Genomic DNA, 18,462 nt, shown 5'->3' on the forward strand with positions numbered 1-18,462 from the left:
AATTCCTTCCCTTGCTGATGCAGGGGAAGGAATATTTTAAATGCGAGAGTCCAATCGGGCATAGCAAGGAGTATATGGAGGAGGCAGGCTGGTATGGAATGGAAGAAAGAGTGGATTTTTTATGCTTTAGGTGATGAATTGCCCGAGCTAGTACTCAAAAATGCAAATGTGGTGGATGTGTTTTCAAGGCGCATTCGAACCGCCGATATTGCAATTCAGGATGGTATCATTGTAGGAGTAGGGGAGTACCAAGGAAAGCGAGAAATAAATCTTACAGGGCGCTATGTTTGCCCAGGTTTTATTGATTCACATGTACATATCGAGTCTTCCATGACTTCTCCTGCGTTGTTCTCCCGGCAGGTATTGCCGCACGGCACAACCACTGTTTTTGCAGACCCGCACGAAATTGTAAATGTGGCGGGTGAGCGTGGCATGGAATATATGCTCCGTGCCAGTGAAAATGCACCAATTAATATTTACTTTATGTTGCCCTCCTGCGTTCCTATTAACAGCCTAGAGCATAACGGCGCTGTTTACGATGCCGCTCAAATGGAGCGCCTTAGCCGTCACCCTCGTGTGCTTGGGCTGGGTGAAGTCATGGACTGCCCCGGTGTTCTAAATGGAAAAGAAGACTTATTTGAGAAAATAAAGCTGATGCGGCACGGTGTAATTGATGGACATGCTCCTTTGGTTTCCGGCAAACGACTTCAGGCTTACCGGTTGGCTGGTGTTCAAACGGACCATGAGTGCGCAACGTACGAAGAAGCATTGGAGCGGGTGCAGGCAGGCTTTTTCGTTCAGGTACGAGAAGGCTCCGCCGCGCGGAATCTAGAAGCAATTGTGGGAGGCGCATTAAAGGATGGCCTTCCGTTTGACCGCTTTCTATTCTGCGCGGATGACCTTCATTTAGATGATGTGGAACGACAAGGACACATTGATAATAATATACGTAAGTCAATCGGCCTGGGGCTCGACTCTATTACCGCAATCTGCTGCGCAACCATACAGCCTGCCCGCCTTTATGGCTTGCATGATATAGGTGCAATTGGTGCAGGATACCGAGCAGATTTAATTGTGTTGGACAATTTAGAGGAATTCCGAATTGTTGAGGTGTATAAGGATGGTGTTCCCGCCGCTGAAAAGATTGCGGAAATCCCGCTGCCGATGGCAGAGCAGGAGCTTACACACAGTGTGCATGTTCCTGTAATCGCAAAAGAACAGCTTGCAATTCCGGTTCAAAATCATTATCCGGTGATTTCGCTCGTACCGGGTGAGATTTTAACGCGCCTTGAATACCTTGATATACCCGGCCAAAATGGATTATTTGAGCCGCAAGAGGATTTGCTTAAGGCAGTAGTGGTTCAGCGCCACAGTGGCTCGGGTCAGCTAGGACTAGGAGTTGTAAAAGGCTTTGGCCTTAAAAACGGGGCGATTGCATCCACCATTGCTCACGATTCACATAATCTAATTGTAATTGGCGACAATGATGAAGATATTCTTTGCGCAATTGCCGCTCTTCGTGATTGCCAAGGTGGTTATTCCGTTTGCTCTGGCGGCAACGTGCTGCAAACACTGCCGCTTACGGTGGCAGGTCTATTTACGGAGCAGGCCGAAGTAAATGTGGCGCAGGTGCAGGAAGAAATGGTTCAGCTTTGCCGGAATATGGGCGTTCCCGGGAATATTGACCCATTTCAAAATCTTTCGTTTTTATCCTTATGTGTGATACCTGAGATTCGCCTGACGGACACCGGCATTTTCAGTGTGCTTGAAAATCAATTTTTAACAGGAAGAGACTCGGTTTCTTAATAATACAAAATGGCTTTCTATTTTACTGTGGCGAATAACCTCTTTATTCCAGCAAATACTAGCAGCATCAATTTAAATGAGGTGTTGCGCTATGGCGAAATTGGAATGTCACGTTAATTCCTGTGCAAATTATTCAGCAAACTTTTGCTGCCTTCCCAATATTCAGGTATCGGGAGCGATGGCTTTTCACAGCGAGCAAACCTGCTGTTCTTCCTATGTTTCACAGCAGACGGCAGCGTTCTCGAATGCAGTTGGCAGCTCGATTCCGAATGAAACCCTGCCAATCGACTGTTCCGCTGAGAATTGTACGTATAATGCGGGCGGAAGCTGTGCGGCAAGCAATGTTTGTATCAGTGGTAGCGGTGCGGAAGAAAAGGGAGAAACGAGCTGTTTAACTTTTCATCAGTCCTAAATACAAGAAGCCCCGTTCGGTTAACCGAACGGGGCTGTTATTATTTTAAGTTATGTTGGTTCAGCAGCCAGTACAGCTGTGCTGTATCTGCGCAAGGGGTAGCATACCGCGGTAGCTGCTATGGCGCAAATGGCGGCTTCCAAAAGGCCGTTCGTGGCAATGGTAATACCGAGTGCTCCCAGCAATAGCTCGTAGCTCATCCCAAGAGTCGCAGCATACGCTTGTCCAAAGAAAACATAGATACCGCCTAACACTAAAATAGTAGCTGTCATGCTTCCTAATATACCGCTAATTGCATAGGGAATCACCTTGGCGCTTTTCTTACCTTTGAGCGCTTTGCTCAAAGACTGGAACACAACACCGGCAACTACACCAATTAAGATGCGAGGTACAAAGCAAATGACAAGGCTCCATAGGTTGCCTTTGGCTTCGCCAATGCTGTAAAAGGGTGTAAATACGAATGCAACAGGGGACGGCGGCGTAAATGTCATTACTAAAAAGCTGAACAGACCAGTGAAAAAGCCCATCAGCGCACCAGCCTTAGTGCCGAGCATGATGGCGGTAATAATAACCGGTACACCTGCTAAAGTGGCTACCATAGGGCCGATAGGAATGGAACCGAGAGGGGTAAAGCATACAATCATCTGGATTGCGAGAAGCATAGAGAATTGCGCTAAAAATAAAATTCGTTTGTTCGCTTTCATGTTTTCCTCCTTGCTGCTGCTCCAATACATGGATGCAGCGCAACACTAAGATTTATCAAGTACAGGGTTACCCCTGTTTTGACCGAGGTGGTTTGGGCGTTTTACGGTTCTTTTCATAAATGAGTCGAAGCCCTTCCAGCATAAGGTGCTCGTCCACTATAAAAGGGTGCACACAGTTTTGAGTAACCAGTTGCGCCATGCCGCCGGTAGCAATTAAGGTTGGTGGCTCATGCAGCTCCGTTGCAAAGCGGGAAGCAAGGCCGTCGAGCATCGCGGCTGTGCCATAAAGCATGCCGGATTGCATAGACTGCACTGTGTTTTTGCCAATAAAGTGCTCCGGATTTTCTAAGCTGATATGAGGAAGAAGTGCAGTTTGGGTTGTAAGTGCATGCAGCATAATATTCACACCCGCACAAATCATACCGCCTAAAAAGTTCCCCTTCTTATCTAAAAAGCTAACGGTAATAGCAGTGCCCATATCAAATATAACACAGGGCAGAGGGTGCTTTGAAACAGCCGCCACTGCATTGGCCACCATGTCGGAACCAAGCTGCGCCGGATTTTCAATTAAAATATTCAGCCCTGTTTTAACGCCCGGCCCCAATACCAAAGGTGGAACCTCACAAATATGCTGAAAGGCTCGCTGAATAGGGGCAGATACCTCCGGTACAACAGAGGAAATAATAATCCCGTTGATTTCTTTTGGCTCTGCATGGTACAAATTCATAATTTGCAGCAGCTCAACAGCATATTGGTCTTCCGTTCGGTAAGGGGAGGTTAATAAATTCGCTACAAAAACAAGAGATTCCTGCTCAAAACCACCAAGCGTAATGTGCGAATTGCCAATGTCAACCGTTAATAAAATAACCGTTTCCTCCCTTCCTCAAAACACAAATAGTATAGCACAATGATCTGTTTGCCGCAAGGGATGGTTAAATAATCCATAATGATTCAAAAATGACGGGTGTCCTATTTTTACAGCAATTTTGAATGATTCTATTGCTCGCAATTCCATTTTGCAGAATTCATTCTATTTTTAGTTAAAAGCAGCAACATTTATACTCTAACTATAATCTTTTAATGAAACGTCAATAATTTGCAGAATGTTTTGTCGAATTAGCTGTAAGCAAATCGTGTTTATAGAGCGAAAAAATAATAATTAAAAGAAATATAAACCATAAAATGTCTAATTTAGAAATTTTTGTTAGACAATAAATGTTAAAGTAAATACAAAAAATGACATAAATACCTATTCTTATTGCAGTTCATATGATATAATGTTTGAAAAATTGACTGAGAAGTGATTGACGTTGCGGATTAAAATGCCGGACATGAACCTCGCAAAATGGAGAAAACAAATCAACTGTGTTCTTTTATTTATGGCCATCGCTGTCACTTTATTAGAAGTTTCTTATTATTTTTATTTAATGAATTCGGGAGATTTAACTTCTAAAGAGAGTGGTGCCTATGTTCGCACACGCATTTTTTATCCATCCCTAATCAATTATAGTTGCCTTCTACTTAATTTTCTGTTTCAGACCAAAAGCACAGTGCCAGATACATATAAAAACGATTGCATGATTGCTACAACAATACTACTATGTACTGTAACCGTTTGGGTTCATTATACGTTAATTAGCGCATTGGCTGTTTTTGTTATGCCAATTGTATTATCTGCAATATTTGTAGACAGAAAAAAAATGTATGTAATTTGTGCAATTAGTATTGCCATTATGGGTGTTTGTGCGGTGCATACCTATTCCTTATTAAAGGGCAATTCTTTTATAATTCGGAATATTGTAGTAGTTTTTTTTATGGTTTTGGTTGCCTGTATGCTGTCAAGCATTATTATTACTTATATAGAAGAGAGAAAAGCGGACCTTATCTCCAGCTATCAGGCGCAATTGGTATTGAACCGAAAAGTAAAAATGGACCCGCTTACTAATTTATATAATCAGCATACGTTTTTTAATAAGCTCAAAGAAAGCGTTGAGTTTTCGGTACACCAAAATGAAGTGTTCTCAATGGCTATTTTAGATATTGATAATTTTAAAGCCATTAACGATACCTACGGCCATTCCGCTGGTAATCAGGTACTAGAAGGCCTTTCCGATTTAATGGGAATGGTCTTTTCCCCAAAAACAGAGTTTGTAGCACGCTATGGCGGTGAGGAATTCGGTATTATATTTAAAGGGATGACTTGTGAGCAAGCCTTTGAACGAATCGAGCAGCTTCGGCGCCATTTTTCGGATAGCCGACTTTCTTGCGTAGGGATGATTCATGTTACCTTTAGTGGTGGCATAGCGCAGTACAACCCTGGGGAAGAGAGCAGTACGCTTTTTAATCGTGCGGATGCAGCACTTTATGAAGCAAAGCGGAAAGGAAAGAACCAAACAGTAACGGCTCAATTGCAGGGTGAATCAGCGGTACCGTCTAGAGTATAATAAAAGAAAAGAAACCGGCGCTGTGTAGCGCCGGTTTTTCTATATGATGTACAAAAGAGCGGTCGAGGTAGATTGTAATAATAAGCACATCAAAATCAAAGGTGCTTATTTATGAGCAAGCAAAGCTTAAATGATAATTAGAAAGAAAAATGGGTAACGCCATAATAAAAAACTGGAACCAAAATGGAAGGAAGAAGGTTCGCTGTTTTGATTTTTGTAATTCCCCAAAAGTTTATGCCAATGCACATTACAATCGCGTAGCCGACCATACATATTTGGTTTAAAAGCTCGTCGGTCATAGCGGGTCCTATCCAGCCAGATAAGAGGGAGAGTGAACCTTGATATAACAAAACGGGAACTGCACTAAAAATGACGCCTACCCCTAGGGTGGAAGCCATGACAACGGCACTGACTCCATCTAGAATGCTTTTTACCAGCAAGGTGCTGCTGTCACCACGCAGACCGTCATTAATAGCACCAACAATTGCCATTGCACCAACACAATATAGGATGGAAGCGGCAACAAATCCGCTGGAAAAACCGGAAAGCTGCATTTTTTGCTCCACCTTCTGGCTTAATTTTTCCAGTCGGTTTTCAATACGCAGTAGCTCACCAACCACAGTTCCCACAACCAAACTGATGACAAGAAGCAGCTCACCGCCACTTGTAATACGGTCATTTTGCACCGTGAACATTGAGTGAATTACGCCATTGAGCCCTAAAATAAAAATAGCAACACCCAATACCTTGTAAAGGCTTTCCTCCAAGTTAGAATTGAGACGTTTTTGAAACAACAGACCAAGGGCCCCACCTACTAGGATTGCGACCGTGTTAACAATAGTACCGAGCATGTAAGGCACCCTTTCTGCAAATAGATATATAACGAAAATAGCTCTTTATTTAAGAGGTGAAGTCATTATAACATCTATTAGGTAAATTCTGCAAGAAAGAGTCATTTTAATTTGATGAAAGAACCATATGAAAGAAAGTATATGGAATATCAGAAAATTCATAAATTAGGACTTTACATAAATTGAATCTCTGTTAAAATATGGATATTAATCATGGAAGGGCGTGTTTTATCGAATGAATGCATTTTTTAAGGCAAACTGGAAAAAGAGAGTTTTTAGCCTGCTACTTTCTCTTTCTATGATGGGAAGTATGGCCGCTGTTGTTGCAGGGGCGCAGGAGGCTGCAGCTTTACATACCGAAACAGTGATGGTTTCCCAATATTTAGAGACTACAGCGCAGCAAAATCAGCCAGCTACTGCTACCATGTCGCTTTTAGCAATGGAGCCCAATGCGAAAGAGGCAGAGGCAGTCATTTCGAATGCACTTATGAATGGAACAAGTGTGCTCGATTTGAGAAAGTACCGAATTACCAAAGACCAATTATTAAGAATTTTGAATTACACTACTTTTACAAACTACCCCCAAATCTCAAGTGTTATTTCTTACGAATACACTGTGGATGAGCAAGATATAGTGTATGGCCTTTGGCCCAAATACAATGTTACTCAAAAAGAAGTAGCGGCGAAAACGGCTCAGATTGAACAAGCTGCCCAGGCCGTGATTTCTTCCACCATCACGCCTGAAATGACACAGTTACAGAAAATAGTCGCAATACACGATTATCTGGTGCTAAACTGCTCTTACGACACCCGTGTAGAAACAAATAACGCCCCGCATGATTCCTTTACGGCATACGGAGCGTTGATAAGTAAAAAGGCTGTTTGCCAGGGGTATTCCGCTGCTTTTCAGCTACTTATGCAAAAGCTGCAAATCCCCGGAATTGTAGTTCAAAGCACAGCCATGAACCATGCTTGGAACATGGTGCGGTACGAGGGAGAATGGTACCATATTGATGCTACCTGGGATGACCCTGTTCCTGACCAGCCGGGAGTTGTGCAAACCTACGCGCTGCTCAAGAGCGACACAGCCATTTCTGGGGGGGTGAACCAGCACCACTCGTGGGATTCTGCTGGATATGTGGCTGTAAACAGCCAGTTTGATTCCATGACTGATTGGTCAGAGTATCGTACGCTTAAAATTGCTGTTGCAAGGGGCGCTAAAATGGATGTTTCTGCCTTAACCGGTAAGGCAGGCACTTATTCAGAATTCATCGCTAGCCCATATCAGTCTGGCACACAAGTAACGCTTACTAGCTCAAACCCAGCGGTAGCTTCGGTACAGGTAATTAACGCAAAAGACCCGCGCGGTATAAAGTACCGCGTGGTCTATCACGGGGTGGGTAATGTAACCCTTTTACTAACTACGAGTGACGGCGGGATTCAAACCGTTCCCGTTACCGTACAGTCTGCGGCACTCGCTGCGTAGCTGTAAATATTTCATTAATCCGTTTTTGGGGCAGGTCGTGAATGGATTTTGTAGGAACGGGATGGCCCAGCTCAGGCTGCGTGCAGTATTCCAGTATCGCAATATCGTTCCACCTGCCCAATTTATATCCCGTATGGGGGTAGATGCCTACTTGCTCAAAGCCAAGGGAACGGTGAAAGCCAACACTGGGTTCGTTTGGAACAGATATGAGAGCATAAAGGTTGATATAGCCTTGCTCCTTGAGCAGAGCAATTAACGCTTTATACAAAATGGTACCTACTCCACTGCGGTGATTCTGCTCATTCATATAAATAGAAAGCTCAGCGTCCCATTGGTAGGCGGCTCGCGTCATGTGGGGTGCGGCATATGCGTACCCTAAAATAGTTCCGTCCTCCTGTTCGTAAACGAGGTACGGCATTTTTTTACTGATGTTACGAATCCGCTCCTCAAATTCTTCTAAGGTAGGAACGGTGTATTCATAGGTAATGCAGGTATTTAAAATGTAAGGTGCATAAATCGCAAGTATGCGTGGAGCATCTTCTGGTGTAGCAAATCTTAAAGCCATTTTCTTCTCTCCTTTGTTATGATACTATGTGTTTTGTTTCTTGTTTTTTATTTAAGTTCTGAAATGATTAATTTTTACAAGTATATATTTTCTTGTTGAAAAAAACAAGATAATTTTTGGTTATAAAGAACAATTTAAGAAATTCTTAAACGATTGCGCATAGAAATGGTGCTTTTGTTTTTATGATAAAATTAAAGATGGTTTGGAAAATATAGTGTCTTTTTTCTAGGATTTATTTCAAAATTGTATTTATTTTGTCATCTCAACTGTAAAGTTTTAATTCTTTTATAGAAAATAATATTTGGAGTATATTGGTATAATATCTCTAAAGAATACGGTTAAAGGAGGTTAACATGGGTCTGATTCGTGTGGAGGACCTGCGCAAGGTATACCGGGTTGACCAAGAGAAAATTGTTGCATTAAACCGCATCAATTTAGCGGTTGAATCTGGAGAAATATGCTGCATACTGGGAACCTCCGGTTCTGGAAAATCTACCTTGCTCAACATTATGGCGGGGCTTGAAAAACCATCCAAAGGCCGGGTTGTGATAGATGACGTAGAAGTAACAGCTCTAAATGAAAGAGATTTGGCACTGTTTCGGCAGAAAAATGTCGGTTTTGTTTTTCAGTCTTATAATTTGATGCCAACACTCAGCGCAATAGAAAATGTGGCAATGCCGCTTATGTTCCGTGGCCAAGGAAAAATACAGCGGAATAAAGAGGCAATAAAAATGCTGCATGCTGTTCATTTAGGGAACCGGCTCATGCACCGGCCTACACAGATGAGTGGTGGCCAGCAGCAGCGTGTGGGTATTGCACGCGCCTTTGTGGCTCACCCTAAAATTGTGTTTGCGGATGAACCAACGGGTAACCTGGATACCAAAACAACCAAGGAAGTAATGGAGATAATGGTGGGGATGGCAAGGGAATATGAAGAAACTCTTATTTTAGTAACCCATGATCAAGATATTGCCCGCTATGCAGATCGTATTATTACAATTGTGGACGGAAATGTGCTGTCGGATTGTATGAATGACTCTGTTTTTCCCGCCCACGATTCCAATAAAACACAGGAGCTTACAACCGTAACAGGAGGAAAAACGGAATGAGATTACATAAAATGCGCTCTTTGGCGGCGTTTGTACTTACAGCGATTTTGCTGTTACAGATGTTTCCTGTCATGGTATCTGCTGAAGAACCTACTGTGAAGGAACCTGAAATATCATCAGCTAGCATATTACCGATTACCGTACAAAAGGGGAATTCTTTTGAAACTAAAGTCGTTTTTCGGCAAGATGATTCTGATTTTCCAAAAACGATTAATAGCGTAAAAATTAAGGTAACCAGCCCAAACGGAGCCATTCGTGTAAAGAAAAATGAATACGTCATATCTGATTTTACTTTCAAAGATGATGAAGATGATAAAGGACGTTACTATTCACTTTATATCCCCGAAAACTACCTAACATATTCCGGTCCGGGTCCAGGTGTTCTTCAATTTTCGATTACATATTACACAAGCACCGATGCTTCTAAAGGAACTGAAATTTCTACCAAGAATAAAATCAGTATTCGTAAAACACTAATTGCAGGCGAAGGCTCTGCAGATAATACCGTGCGTGTAGACGAAAATAGCTCTACGCCGACCATCGTGTCCGGAAGCGGCGCAACCGTTGGAATTCCGCTGATAAGCGGTAATACGCTGGAAGATGCACAAATTGAGGTAGCAGTACCGACTGATGCAAAAATCATGCTTACATCCGCCGGTGCTGTTTACACGATGAATTTTGTATCAGGTGAAAAAAAGTACCTGAATCTTCCTTTAAAGGTAGACTCGTCTGTTGCAGCAGGTATTTACCCCATTACACTTAATATTAACGGCAATAAAGTAACTGCTTATATACAGGTGTTAGACAGTGCACAGGGCAAAGGCGGCGTGCGAATCGATTCTTATAAGGTAGACCGCTCCAAGGTGTACTCCGGCAGCTCCTTCCGTATGGACCTTGTCCTTAAGAATACCGGTAGCCAAACGTACCATAACATTAATGCGGCTCTTGACGGCCTTGCCACAGAGAGCTTTACAGTAGTTGGCTCGCTCGACAGAAAATCCGTTTCCAGTTTGGCACCCGGAGAAAGCGCAACCTTGTCTTTTCAAATGCAGGCTGCTTCTAAAATGGAAACCGGTAACTATGCGGTTGGTGTTAACCTAACCTCGGATGAAGTAAAGGATGCTGTAGCAACAAAAGTATTTGTATCTGTTACCGGCACCGGCGATTCAGATGGTGGAAAGCCAATTATCATTATTGAAAACTACAGTTTCGGCGGTACCTCCATTACAGGAGGAAAGACCTTTCCTCTTGCCCTGAGATTCCGAAATGCAAACACCAGCACTGCGATTCAAAATTTAAAAATAAGTGTTACTTCAACCGCAGATGAAGATACCGGGGGAATTTTTACCCCGGCAAATTCCTCTAATACGTTTTTTATTTCAAAGCTAGGTGCTGGCGCTGCCATTGATAAATCAATCGAACTGTACCCCAAAGCGGATGCAAAGCCGAAATCCTATGGTATCGATGTGAAATTTGAATATGAGTCTGCGAATGACTCCAAGCACGAAAAAATCACTTCGACGGAAACCATTTCCATTCCGCTTACCCAGCCGGACCGCTTTGAAATTACCAATACGGACATACAAGGGCCGATTGAATTGGGTGCAGAAGGGCAGCTTGCCATTAGCTATGTAAATAAAGGAAAAAGTACGGTTTATAATTTATCCGTCGTTTTGGAAGGTAACTTTACGGCACCGGAAAAAAATATTTACATTGGAAATGTGGAATCAGGCGCCTCTGATAATTATGATACCGCGTTAACCCCACTGGAAGAAGGCATGCTGGAGGGGAAGGCAAAAATAACGTATGAAGACCCCAATGGGCAAACCAGAGAAATTGTAAAAGAGTTTTCTTGCGAGGTAATTCAGGGGAAACCGGCTGGCCCCGGAGGAATGGAAGAAGAAAGCAGTATGCCTGAGGACGGAGAACACTCTGGCATGCCAATTTGGGGATGGCTGATTGTTGCAGCAGTGCTTGCCGGCGGAGCCGCGGCATTTATTCTCATTCGCCGCAAAAATGCTGCAAAGAAGCAGTCTTTATTGGATTTGGAAGATGATTATGACGAAGTACATCCGAACACCCCTGAGCTTTCGGATGAGAACGAAAATGAGGATCCATCATGAAATGGAAAGATATGATTTCAATGAGCATGAGCAGCCTGTTCAAGCGTAAGGTGCGGACACTGCTCACCGTTGCGGGTGTGGTAATTGGCACCTGCGCCATTGTGGTGATGCTTTCTTTTGGTATAGGGATTAAAAAGACAACCGATGATATGATGCAGAGCATGGGAGATTTAACGGTAATTCAGGTTGAAAATTATAACCCACAACCCGATGGAGAGCCTTTGGATGACGCAATGATGGATAAAATGCGTAAAATACCAGGAGTGCAAACACTAACACCAATCTATGATGTTGATTCCTCTGCCTTTCAAATTAAAAGCGGCAAATATATTTACGGTGGTTCTGTTCTTGGTGTTTATATGGATTATATTACGGAGAACAATTATGAATTGGAGGCAGGAAAACTACCGGAAGGCACAGTAGCGGAAGGTACCGTTTTATTTGGTAAAGACGCTCTGTATAATTTCTATAATAGTAAAAAAAGAAGCAATAATATGATTTACCCGGAACCCGATTCCAATGGTAAAATTCCAGACCCTTTTGTCAATCCCTTAGAGGATAAACTCGAACTGGTTTTACAGAAGAGTGATGAAAACAACAAGAAGACTGTAAAGCCAATAAAGCTCAAAGGCATAGGCATAATGGCACAGGATTGGAGCAAAGACCCTTCCCCGAGCTATAACGTGTTTATGGATGTAAAGTTTGCTCGCTCTTTGGTGGAGCAGTACAATAAGCTTAATAATATTAAAGTAGATAAAACGAAAAAATTTCAGTATAACTCTGCAATGGTAAAGGCTGTGGACATTAAATCGGTTGAAACAGTACAAAATGCCATTAAAGAGCTAGGGTTTGAGCCGCATAGTATGGACAGTATGCGTGAATCCATTGAAAAGCAAACCAGAACCATTCAAATGATTTTGGGTGGCTTGGGTGCAATTTCACTTTTAGTTGCGGCGTTGGGTATCACCAATACCATGATCATGTCTATCTACGAGCGTACACGCGAGATTGGAGTAATGAAGGTGCTTGGCTGCGTGATTGGGAACATTCGCACCATGTTCCTTATTGAAGCGGGTATGATTGGATTTATTGGAGGCGTTGCCGGAATAGGGATTAGCTACCTACTATCCTTTCTGCTCAATTCGTTTGCGTCAAACGGCGAAGGGATTTTAGGTATCGGTGGCGCAGGAGCGCAAATTTCTATTATACCGGTTTGGCTGGCGTTGGGGGCACTTGTGTTCTCTACAATGGTTGGTCTAATTTCAGGCTTTTCACCAGCGAATCGTGCGGTGAAAATTAGCGCTCTTACTGCAATTAGACAGGAATAATCTTTTCAAGGCTATATGCAAATCGCCCTACCAATTTGGCAGGGCGATTTTTATCTAAAAAGCACCTCTTAATTTATTTTGAACCAATTTATAGAGGTCTTTAAAAATGCCTTTGAAACTCCTGTTTTCGGAGTATTACTTGTTTTTGTGCCCTCGAATTTACCTTTTACTGTAATTAAGAAGAAATAACTAGAACGAAATGGGCTATGCTATAAAACAGATTAAATATTAAGAATCTTATAAAATGCTTTTCGTTGACTTTTACTTATAATTACGTTAGCATGGAAATAAAATTACTTTATTTTGGAAAGGTTGTGCGGCAGGGATGAATTGGGAAGAAATCCTGTCGGACCATAAACTGTGGAAGATGATCCGCGGCAAGCTGATCTTTTTTATTTCATTTACGGTTGGTCTGATTTTTGTTCTATTCCATATTGAAAATGTATCAAACGTCATTTCTTACATTCTATCATTATTTGGTCCATTACTGGTAGGTATAGGCGTTGCTTATGTGGTAAATGTTCTGGTTCGCTTTATAGAAAATAAACTATTCGCACCACTCAATAAAAAGGGATGGAAGCAGTGGCTTAAAATGCGCCGCGGCATAAGCATTTTACTTGCGTTTGCCTTTTTATCGTTGGTTGTTTGGCTATTCATCATTTATATTGTTCCAGAGTTTATTAGTTCTCTTAGCTTCTTTTCGGAGAATCTTCCCGCATATATCAACCAGTTTTCGCAATGGTTGACGGGATTGGCAAATGAATTCGATTGGAGTAAAGAGACCCAAAGCCTTTTAAAAGTGGATTGGACGAAACCGCTGGAGAAGGTAACCCAAACCGTAAGTGATTTAGCTACCTCATTGGTGTCAGCTACGATTAGTATTGCATCTGGAATCATTTCGTTTGTACTCAGTGTGATTTTCTCAATCTATATTTTATTTAGCAAAGAGCGCTTAATTCGAAATATTCGGAGAGTTTTGTACGCGTTTTTCCCCAAAGAGAAAGCACAGCGCTTGGTAGCGATAGGCGTGCTTACAAACCGTACTTTTTCTGGTTTTGTTACTGGGCAGATGACAGAGGCGGTTATAATTGGTTCTTTATGTTACCTTGGTATGACGGTAATGAGTTTACCCTACGCCATTATGATTAGTGTAATCATTTCTATGACAAGCCTGGTTCCCATTTTAGGCGCTTATTTAGGCGGTGCCATTGGCGCCTTTGTCCTGTTGATGATTAACCCAATTTATAGCTTGTGGTTCCTCATTTTCTTAGTGCTTCTCCAGCAATTTGAGGGTAACGTTATTTACCCACGCGTTGTTGGCAATTCCATTGGGTTACCCGGCCTTTGGGTAATGATTGCTATTTTACTCTGCGGTAACCTGTTTGGCATTATTGGCATTTTGCTTGGCGTACCGTTATTCTCCGTGTTTTACGCACTGCTTCGTCAAGAAACCGAGCTAAAGCTAAAAGAAAGAGAAATTACTGAGGAAGAGGTTATGGGGAAGCCTCCTGTCGTAGTGCCTGAAACCAAAGCAGACAAGCTGGTGGAATCCGACAAAGAATCCGCAGAAGAAACCAAAATTGACTAAAAATTTACAGTTTGGTCACGTCTGCCTCTTTTATTTCTGCTATCATCGGAGGCGTGTAAATAAAGAGCACGGGAAAGGGGCAAGTTTGTAAATGCAAGAGTGGATTATTCAAACGATGAATCAGTTTGGCTATATTGGGATTATGCTGCTGATTGCAATAGAAAACATTTTTCCTCCAATACCATCAGAGGTGATACTCACCTTCGGCGGGTTTTTAACCACGTATACAGAAATGAAGGTGTGGGGAGTTATCATTGCTGCCACCATCGGCGCTGTAATTGGCGCTTTGGTTTTGTATGGCGTTGGCCGATTTTTTCCGCCAGAGCGTATCGAAGGCTGGCTGGACGGTCGTTTGGGGCAAATTTTGCACTTTAAACGGGAAGATGTGGAGAGAGCTGCTCAGTGGTTTACAAATAAGGGGAAAATAACCGTTTTTGTATGCCGTTTTGTTCCTATCATTCGTAGTTTGATTTCCATCCCTGCTGGAATGACCAAAATGTCTATGGGTGTCTTTTTGCTGTATACTACAGCAGGAACATTTCTTTGGAATACTGTTTTGGTACATTTGGGAGTTTTCGCTGGCGAGTCTTGGGAGCGCATTGCAGATTATGTAGATGTATACGCACATGCAACCCTTATCGTATTAATTATCGTATTTGTAATTGGAGCAATTGTGTTTTATAAGACAAGAATTGCTAAAAAAAATAAAGAAGAAGTTTAAAATAAAAATTGCACCCCATTTGTTAGACAGTATGATACTGAAAACAAATGGGGTGTAGTTTATAGACCAGAGCCTTTTTTATTCTAACATAGCTTTTTCACGCATTCGTTCTGGGTTTAAAAATTTGCCCATACCCGTTTTTAGGCGAGCAAAGCCAAATCGCTCATAGAATGCTTCTTTTCCAGGTGAGGCATATAAAATTACATTGCTTTCTGGCAATTGCTTTGAAATCTCTTCCAGCAAAAGCTTGCCTAGGCCATTTCCTTGGTATTCCGGTAGCAGGGCAATGTCGTATAGGGCAGACTGAAAAGCGGCGTCAGAAAGTGCACGTCCGCAGCCAATCAAGCGTTGACCATCCCGCAGAAAAACAACGGCAAAGCTGTTTTTGAATGCAATTTGGAACTTTTCAGCTGGGTGAGGGGATAGGCCGGCGACCTCAATAACCTCTGCGAGCTCTTCCCAGTCGATATTCTGACAATCTTTTTCTATGATTAAATTCATTTCGCTACCAGCTCTCTTTCTGAAGGGCTTTTCATTTTAATAAAATTCCAGGAATCGCGGCACATATCAGCTAGTGTGAACTGAGCCTGCCAGCCCAATTCTTGCATAGCCTTGCTTGCATCCGCAAAGTACTCCGGTAAATCGCCAGCCCGGCGGGGGGCGAACTGGTAGGGAACCGGCACGCCAGATTCCTGTTCAAATGTTTTTACAACCTCTAATACTGAACTTCCCTGACCCGTGCCAAGATTATAAACACTCGCACCTTCTTGTGCGAATAATGCGTTTAGTGCTTTTACATGACCAACTGCAAGATCGCAAACATGAATGTAATCACGAACACCAGTACCATCTTTGGTAGGGTAGTCATTACCGAATATATTCAAATAAGGCAGTGTGCCTTGGGCTACACGCATAATATAAGGCATTAAATTATTGGGGATACCATTTGGGTCTTCGCCAATTAAGCCGCTTGGGTGAGCCCCGATCGGATTAAAATAACGCAGCAGCATGGTGCTCCAGCGAGAATCGCTTTGGCAAAGGTCTCTCAGAATCTGTTCAATCATCGCTTTGGTAGTTCCGTAGGGGTTGGTTGTTTGCCCAGTGGGCATGTCCTCTTTATAAGGAATGGGATTATTCTCTCCGTAAACCGTGGCTGAAGAGCTAAAGACTAGCCTGCGTACACCGTTTTGCTCCATTTGTTCTAATAGGTTTAAAGTACCGGTAACATTATTCCGGTAATATAAAGTGGGCTTTTGCACGCTTTCGCCAACGGCTTTCAGGCCGGCAAAATGAATAACCGCATCAATCTTCTCTTCCTGAAAAACCTGAGCCAGTGCTTTTTCGTCAATCAAATCACAGTTGTAAGAGGGAAAGTACTTGCCTGTGATTTCGTGTATTGCATCCAGTGTGGCAGGGGAAGAGTTACAGAAATTATCTACAACACAAATTCGATATCCGTTTTGCAGAAGCTCTACACAGGTGTGGCTGCCGATAAATCCGGCACCACCGGTTACCAAAATAGTTTTCATCGGAATATCCTCCGCTTTTATTCCGGGCTTTTTCCGGATTTTTCGTTGAGTCCTAGTAAGTATTGGGCATTGTTCCAGTAAATATCCTCAATAATTGATTGGGGAAGATTTAAGTGCTCCAAATAACGCAGTTGTTCCTGAGGGTTGCTCCAAGGGCAATCGCTGGCGAACAACACTCTTTCAGAACCATGACGTAATATCATTTTTTTGGCTTGTTCTGGTTTTACAATTAGATACGACATTGAGGTGTCAATATAAACATTTTCAAGGCCGATTAAGTATTCTTCCGCTTCTTCACTGCGCCTCATACCGCCCATGTGCGCTGCGATGATTTTCATGTGTGGAAAATCACGCGCTACCTTCGCCAATGCTTTTGGTGGTGTATGCACCAAATTGGGGGATACAGGGTCCCACCCAGCATGGAAGGTGACGGGTATGCCTAACTCCTGTATTGCATCGTAAATAGGGTAAGCCTTGGGGTCGTCCACAAAGTAGCGTTGGTATTCTGGGTGTAGCTTTACACCGTAAAGACCAAGGCCGTGAATACGCCAAACTTCTTCCACAGCATCTGGTGCGTCAGGGTGTACTGAACCAAAACTATAAAAAAAGCTGTCTTGAACCTGCGCAGCCCAGTTGTTCACATTTGTTTGCTGTTCGGGCTTTGTTGCAATGTTCATGACGGCAGCTCCAGAAATCCCCCAAGCTTGCAGCATCTCTCTAGTATGAGAAAGAGTCGCTTTTGTAACGGGAGAAACATGGCTTGTCTCACCGATACCAGAAAGAGCTTTTTTCGCAAGAAAATCTGGAAATATATGAACGTGCATATCGAAAATCATAATATGGATATGGAATCCTTTCCTGTAAGTACTGCCTTTATTTTACACGCTTTTCTCTTGAAAAACAAGGCATAGCAATCAGCGTGATTGCTATGCCTTGTTTTTTTGCTACTGGTAGGTAAACAGAGTATTTTGTTCACCCTGCTGTTTTAATTCAGCAAGCTGATTTTTTGTATTCTCACGCTGTGCCAACAAAAAATCCAGTGTAGAACGGTTTAAAGCCGCAGCCTGACGAAACATTACATTAATATCTTTCACCAAAGTTAATGCCTTTTGTTCTTCTGGAGAACAAGAATCCTCTTCTACCTGCGCAGCCATTAAACTGCGTAGTCGCACCTGTTCGTTTGGGGCACAAAGCTCTATTTTAGATTGAATCAATACGTTGCACTTATCCACTCTCTGCATGAGTAGGCCGCGCTGCTCGAGCAGACCATCCAACTCCAAGGATTCTTCTAATGACTGAACCTCCATCTGCTTGGTTACGTTTAAGATTTGTTCCATCAGGATTTTCTTTTGCTCCAGGCAGACCAAAAATTCCTGTGTAAGCATGATGTTCTCCATTCTTTGCCGCGAGTCTTATTTTTTAATATGAATCAGCTTTTCTGCCTGCACCCAAGTATCGCGCATATCATTTACAAGGGGGAGAATATCATTCAAAAGCTGAGGATCGCGGCGAATCTCAGCACGGATGATTTGCTGATTGCAAAAATAATATAAATCATATAAGTCTTTTGAAATAGGGTACTTAAAATCTAGAATAGAAGATAGGTACTGAAAAATACTTTTGCATTTCTGCGTGCATTTCTCTGAATTAATGAAATCATTTTCCTTCATAAGCATCGTAGCATGATGAAGGTTTTTTATCACTTCATCAAACAGTAGAACGAGCTGTTCACCACGAGACATAGTGGAAATAGATTGTTGCTTGTATTGTAAAATTGCATTGCTTTGCATGGCACA

Annotated in this window: 18 protein-coding genes; 9 read left to right on the forward strand and 9 right to left on the reverse strand. The window is 42.5% G+C overall.

Annotated elements, in window-relative coordinates; all coding sequences use genetic code 11:
* The first annotated feature begins 93 nt into the window (after positions 1 to 93).
* Positions 94 to 1,806 (forward strand): adenine deaminase, encoded by a 1,713-nt coding sequence (gene ade / locus CAN90_RS07225; RefSeq protein ID WP_085833169.1) that lies wholly within the window; start codon positions 94 to 96, stop codon positions 1,804 to 1,806.
* Positions 1,807 to 1,897: 91 nt separating this feature from the next.
* Positions 1,898 to 2,218 carry a DUF1540 domain-containing protein gene (locus tag CAN90_RS07230; protein WP_085833170.1) on the forward strand — a complete coding sequence of 107 codons (321 nt, stop codon included), beginning with the start codon at positions 1,898 to 1,900 and terminating at the stop codon, positions 2,216 to 2,218.
* 50 nt (positions 2,219 to 2,268) lie between these two features.
* On the opposite strand, the gene CAN90_RS07235 is transcribed toward CAN90_RS07230, so the two are convergent.
* Both CAN90_RS07235 and CAN90_RS07240 read right to left on the reverse strand, forming a co-directional pair.
* Complete coding sequence (locus CAN90_RS07235; RefSeq protein ID WP_085833171.1) at positions 2,269 to 2,922, reverse strand: ECF transporter S component; 654 nt, start codon at positions 2,920 to 2,922, stop codon at positions 2,269 to 2,271.
* A 67-nt stretch (positions 2,923 to 2,989) separates the two neighbouring features.
* Positions 2,990 to 3,787: a type III pantothenate kinase gene (locus tag CAN90_RS07240; RefSeq protein WP_278335052.1), complete on the reverse strand. Its 798-nt coding sequence runs from the start codon at positions 3,785 to 3,787 to the stop codon at positions 2,990 to 2,992.
* A gap of 445 nt (positions 3,788 to 4,232) precedes the next feature.
* Here CAN90_RS07240 and CAN90_RS07245 point away from each other — a divergent pair, with 445 nt between their 5' ends.
* The gene (locus tag CAN90_RS07245) at positions 4,233 to 5,366 is read left to right on the forward strand and encodes a GGDEF domain-containing protein (RefSeq protein WP_085833173.1); all 1,134 of its coding nucleotides are present in this window, start codon (positions 4,233 to 4,235) and stop codon (positions 5,364 to 5,366) included.
* 137 nt (positions 5,367 to 5,503) lie between these two features.
* Here the strand turns inward: CAN90_RS07245 and CAN90_RS07250 are convergent, their stop codons facing one another.
* Positions 5,504 to 6,217: a DUF554 domain-containing protein gene (locus CAN90_RS07250; RefSeq protein WP_085833174.1), complete on the reverse strand. Its 714-nt coding sequence runs from the start codon at positions 6,215 to 6,217 to the stop codon at positions 5,504 to 5,506.
* 235 nt (positions 6,218 to 6,452) lie between these two features.
* Between CAN90_RS07250 and CAN90_RS07255 the strand changes: the two genes are divergently transcribed.
* Positions 6,453 to 7,703, forward strand: coding sequence for a transglutaminase domain-containing protein (locus CAN90_RS07255; RefSeq protein ID WP_085833175.1), 1,251 nt, complete (start codon positions 6,453 to 6,455; stop codon positions 7,701 to 7,703).
* Here the strand turns inward: CAN90_RS07255 and CAN90_RS07260 are convergent.
* Entirely contained in the window at positions 7,672 to 8,268 is a 597-nt protein-coding gene (locus CAN90_RS07260) for a GNAT family N-acetyltransferase (RefSeq protein ID WP_085833176.1), read from the reverse strand. The two genes, CAN90_RS07255 and CAN90_RS07260, sit on opposite strands and share 32 nt — an antisense overlap.
* 353 nt (positions 8,269 to 8,621) lie before the next feature.
* Between CAN90_RS07260 and CAN90_RS07265 the strand changes: the two genes are divergently transcribed.
* The 5 genes from CAN90_RS07265 (at position 8,622) to CAN90_RS07285 (ending at position 15,137) form a co-directional block, all read left to right on the forward strand.
* On the forward strand, positions 8,622 to 9,377 hold the full coding sequence (locus tag CAN90_RS07265) for an ABC transporter ATP-binding protein (RefSeq protein WP_085833177.1): 756 nt from the start codon (positions 8,622 to 8,624) through the stop codon (positions 9,375 to 9,377).
* Positions 9,374 to 11,500: a COG1361 S-layer family protein gene (locus CAN90_RS07270; protein ID WP_085833178.1), complete on the forward strand. Its 2,127-nt coding sequence runs from the start codon at positions 9,374 to 9,376 to the stop codon at positions 11,498 to 11,500. The genes CAN90_RS07265 and CAN90_RS07270 overlap by 4 nt, the downstream gene beginning before the upstream one ends.
* On the forward strand, positions 11,497 to 12,828 hold the full coding sequence (locus CAN90_RS07275) for an ABC transporter permease (protein WP_085833179.1): 1,332 nt from the start codon (positions 11,497 to 11,499) through the stop codon (positions 12,826 to 12,828). The genes CAN90_RS07270 and CAN90_RS07275 overlap by 4 nt, the downstream gene beginning before the upstream one ends.
* Before the next feature lie 325 nt (positions 12,829 to 13,153).
* On the forward strand, positions 13,154 to 14,416 hold the full coding sequence (locus tag CAN90_RS07280; RefSeq protein WP_085833180.1) for an AI-2E family transporter: 1,263 nt from the start codon (positions 13,154 to 13,156) through the stop codon (positions 14,414 to 14,416).
* A gap of 91 nt (positions 14,417 to 14,507) precedes the next feature.
* Positions 14,508 to 15,137, forward strand: coding sequence for a DedA family protein (locus tag CAN90_RS07285; protein ID WP_085833181.1), 630 nt, complete (start codon positions 14,508 to 14,510; stop codon positions 15,135 to 15,137).
* 78 nt (positions 15,138 to 15,215) lie between these two features.
* Here CAN90_RS07285 and CAN90_RS07290 read toward each other — a convergent pair whose 3' ends face one another.
* The 5 genes from CAN90_RS07290 to fliS all read right to left on the reverse strand — a co-directional run bounded on the left by CAN90_RS07290 (position 15,216) and on the right by fliS (position 18,456).
* A complete protein-coding gene (locus CAN90_RS07290; RefSeq protein ID WP_085833182.1) occupies positions 15,216 to 15,638 on the reverse strand; it encodes a GNAT family N-acetyltransferase in 423 nt (140 codons plus the stop codon).
* On the reverse strand, positions 15,635 to 16,666 hold the full coding sequence (gene galE / locus CAN90_RS07295) for a UDP-glucose 4-epimerase GalE (protein ID WP_085833183.1): 1,032 nt from the start codon (positions 16,664 to 16,666) through the stop codon (positions 15,635 to 15,637). Before galE ends, CAN90_RS07290 begins: the two co-directional genes overlap by 4 nt.
* Positions 16,667 to 16,683: 17 nt before the next feature.
* On the reverse strand, positions 16,684 to 17,502 hold the full coding sequence (locus tag CAN90_RS07300) for an amidohydrolase family protein (RefSeq protein ID WP_242953599.1): 819 nt from the start codon (positions 17,500 to 17,502) through the stop codon (positions 16,684 to 16,686).
* 108 nt (positions 17,503 to 17,610) lie between these two features.
* A complete protein-coding gene (locus tag CAN90_RS07305) occupies positions 17,611 to 18,051 on the reverse strand; it encodes a hypothetical protein (RefSeq protein WP_085833184.1) in 441 nt (146 codons plus the stop codon).
* 27 nt (positions 18,052 to 18,078) lie between these two features.
* Positions 18,079 to 18,456, reverse strand: coding sequence for a flagellar export chaperone FliS (gene fliS, locus CAN90_RS07310; RefSeq protein ID WP_085833185.1), 378 nt, complete (start codon positions 18,454 to 18,456; stop codon positions 18,079 to 18,081).
* Positions 18,457 to 18,462 lie beyond the last annotated feature (6 nt).

The sequence above is a fragment of the Clostridium merdae genome (assembly GCF_900176635.1).
Classification (GTDB): domain Bacteria; phylum Bacillota; class Clostridia; order Oscillospirales; family Acutalibacteraceae; genus Faecalispora; species Faecalispora merdae.

Bases quoted from the DNA above. Each gene is read 5' to 3' on its own strand.
- CAN90_RS07300 (WP_242953599.1), bottom strand. From the start codon at position 17,502: ATGATTTTCGATATGCACGTTCATATATTTCCAGATTTTCTTGCGAAA.
- fliS (WP_085833185.1), bottom strand. From the start codon at position 18,456: ATGCAAAGCAATGCAATTTTACAATACAAGCAACAATCTATTTCCACT.
- CAN90_RS07265 (WP_085833177.1), top strand. From the start codon at position 8,622: ATGGGTCTGATTCGTGTGGAGGACCTGCGCAAGGTATACCGGGTTGAC.
- CAN90_RS07250 (WP_085833174.1), bottom strand. From the start codon at position 6,217: ATGCTCGGTACTATTGTTAACACGGTCGCAATCCTAGTAGGTGGGGCC.
- CAN90_RS07270 (WP_085833178.1), top strand. From the start codon at position 9,374: ATGAGATTACATAAAATGCGCTCTTTGGCGGCGTTTGTACTTACAGCG.
- CAN90_RS07285 (WP_085833181.1), top strand. From the start codon at position 14,508: ATGCAAGAGTGGATTATTCAAACGATGAATCAGTTTGGCTATATTGGG.
- CAN90_RS07275 (WP_085833179.1), top strand. From the start codon at position 11,497: ATGAAATGGAAAGATATGATTTCAATGAGCATGAGCAGCCTGTTCAAG.
- CAN90_RS07280 (WP_085833180.1), top strand. From the start codon at position 13,154: ATGAATTGGGAAGAAATCCTGTCGGACCATAAACTGTGGAAGATGATC.
- CAN90_RS07305 (WP_085833184.1), bottom strand. From the start codon at position 18,051: ATGCTTACACAGGAATTTTTGGTCTGCCTGGAGCAAAAGAAAATCCTG.
- CAN90_RS07260 (WP_085833176.1), bottom strand. From the start codon at position 8,268: ATGGCTTTAAGATTTGCTACACCAGAAGATGCTCCACGCATACTTGCG.
- CAN90_RS07235 (WP_085833171.1), bottom strand. From the start codon at position 2,922: ATGAAAGCGAACAAACGAATTTTATTTTTAGCGCAATTCTCTATGCTT.
- ade (WP_085833169.1), top strand. From the start codon at position 94: ATGGAATGGAAGAAAGAGTGGATTTTTTATGCTTTAGGTGATGAATTG.
- CAN90_RS07255 (WP_085833175.1), top strand. From the start codon at position 6,453: ATGAATGCATTTTTTAAGGCAAACTGGAAAAAGAGAGTTTTTAGCCTG.
- CAN90_RS07290 (WP_085833182.1), bottom strand. From the start codon at position 15,638: ATGAATTTAATCATAGAAAAAGATTGTCAGAATATCGACTGGGAAGAG.
- CAN90_RS07230 (WP_085833170.1), top strand. From the start codon at position 1,898: ATGGCGAAATTGGAATGTCACGTTAATTCCTGTGCAAATTATTCAGCA.
- galE (WP_085833183.1), bottom strand. From the start codon at position 16,666: ATGAAAACTATTTTGGTAACCGGTGGTGCCGGATTTATCGGCAGCCAC.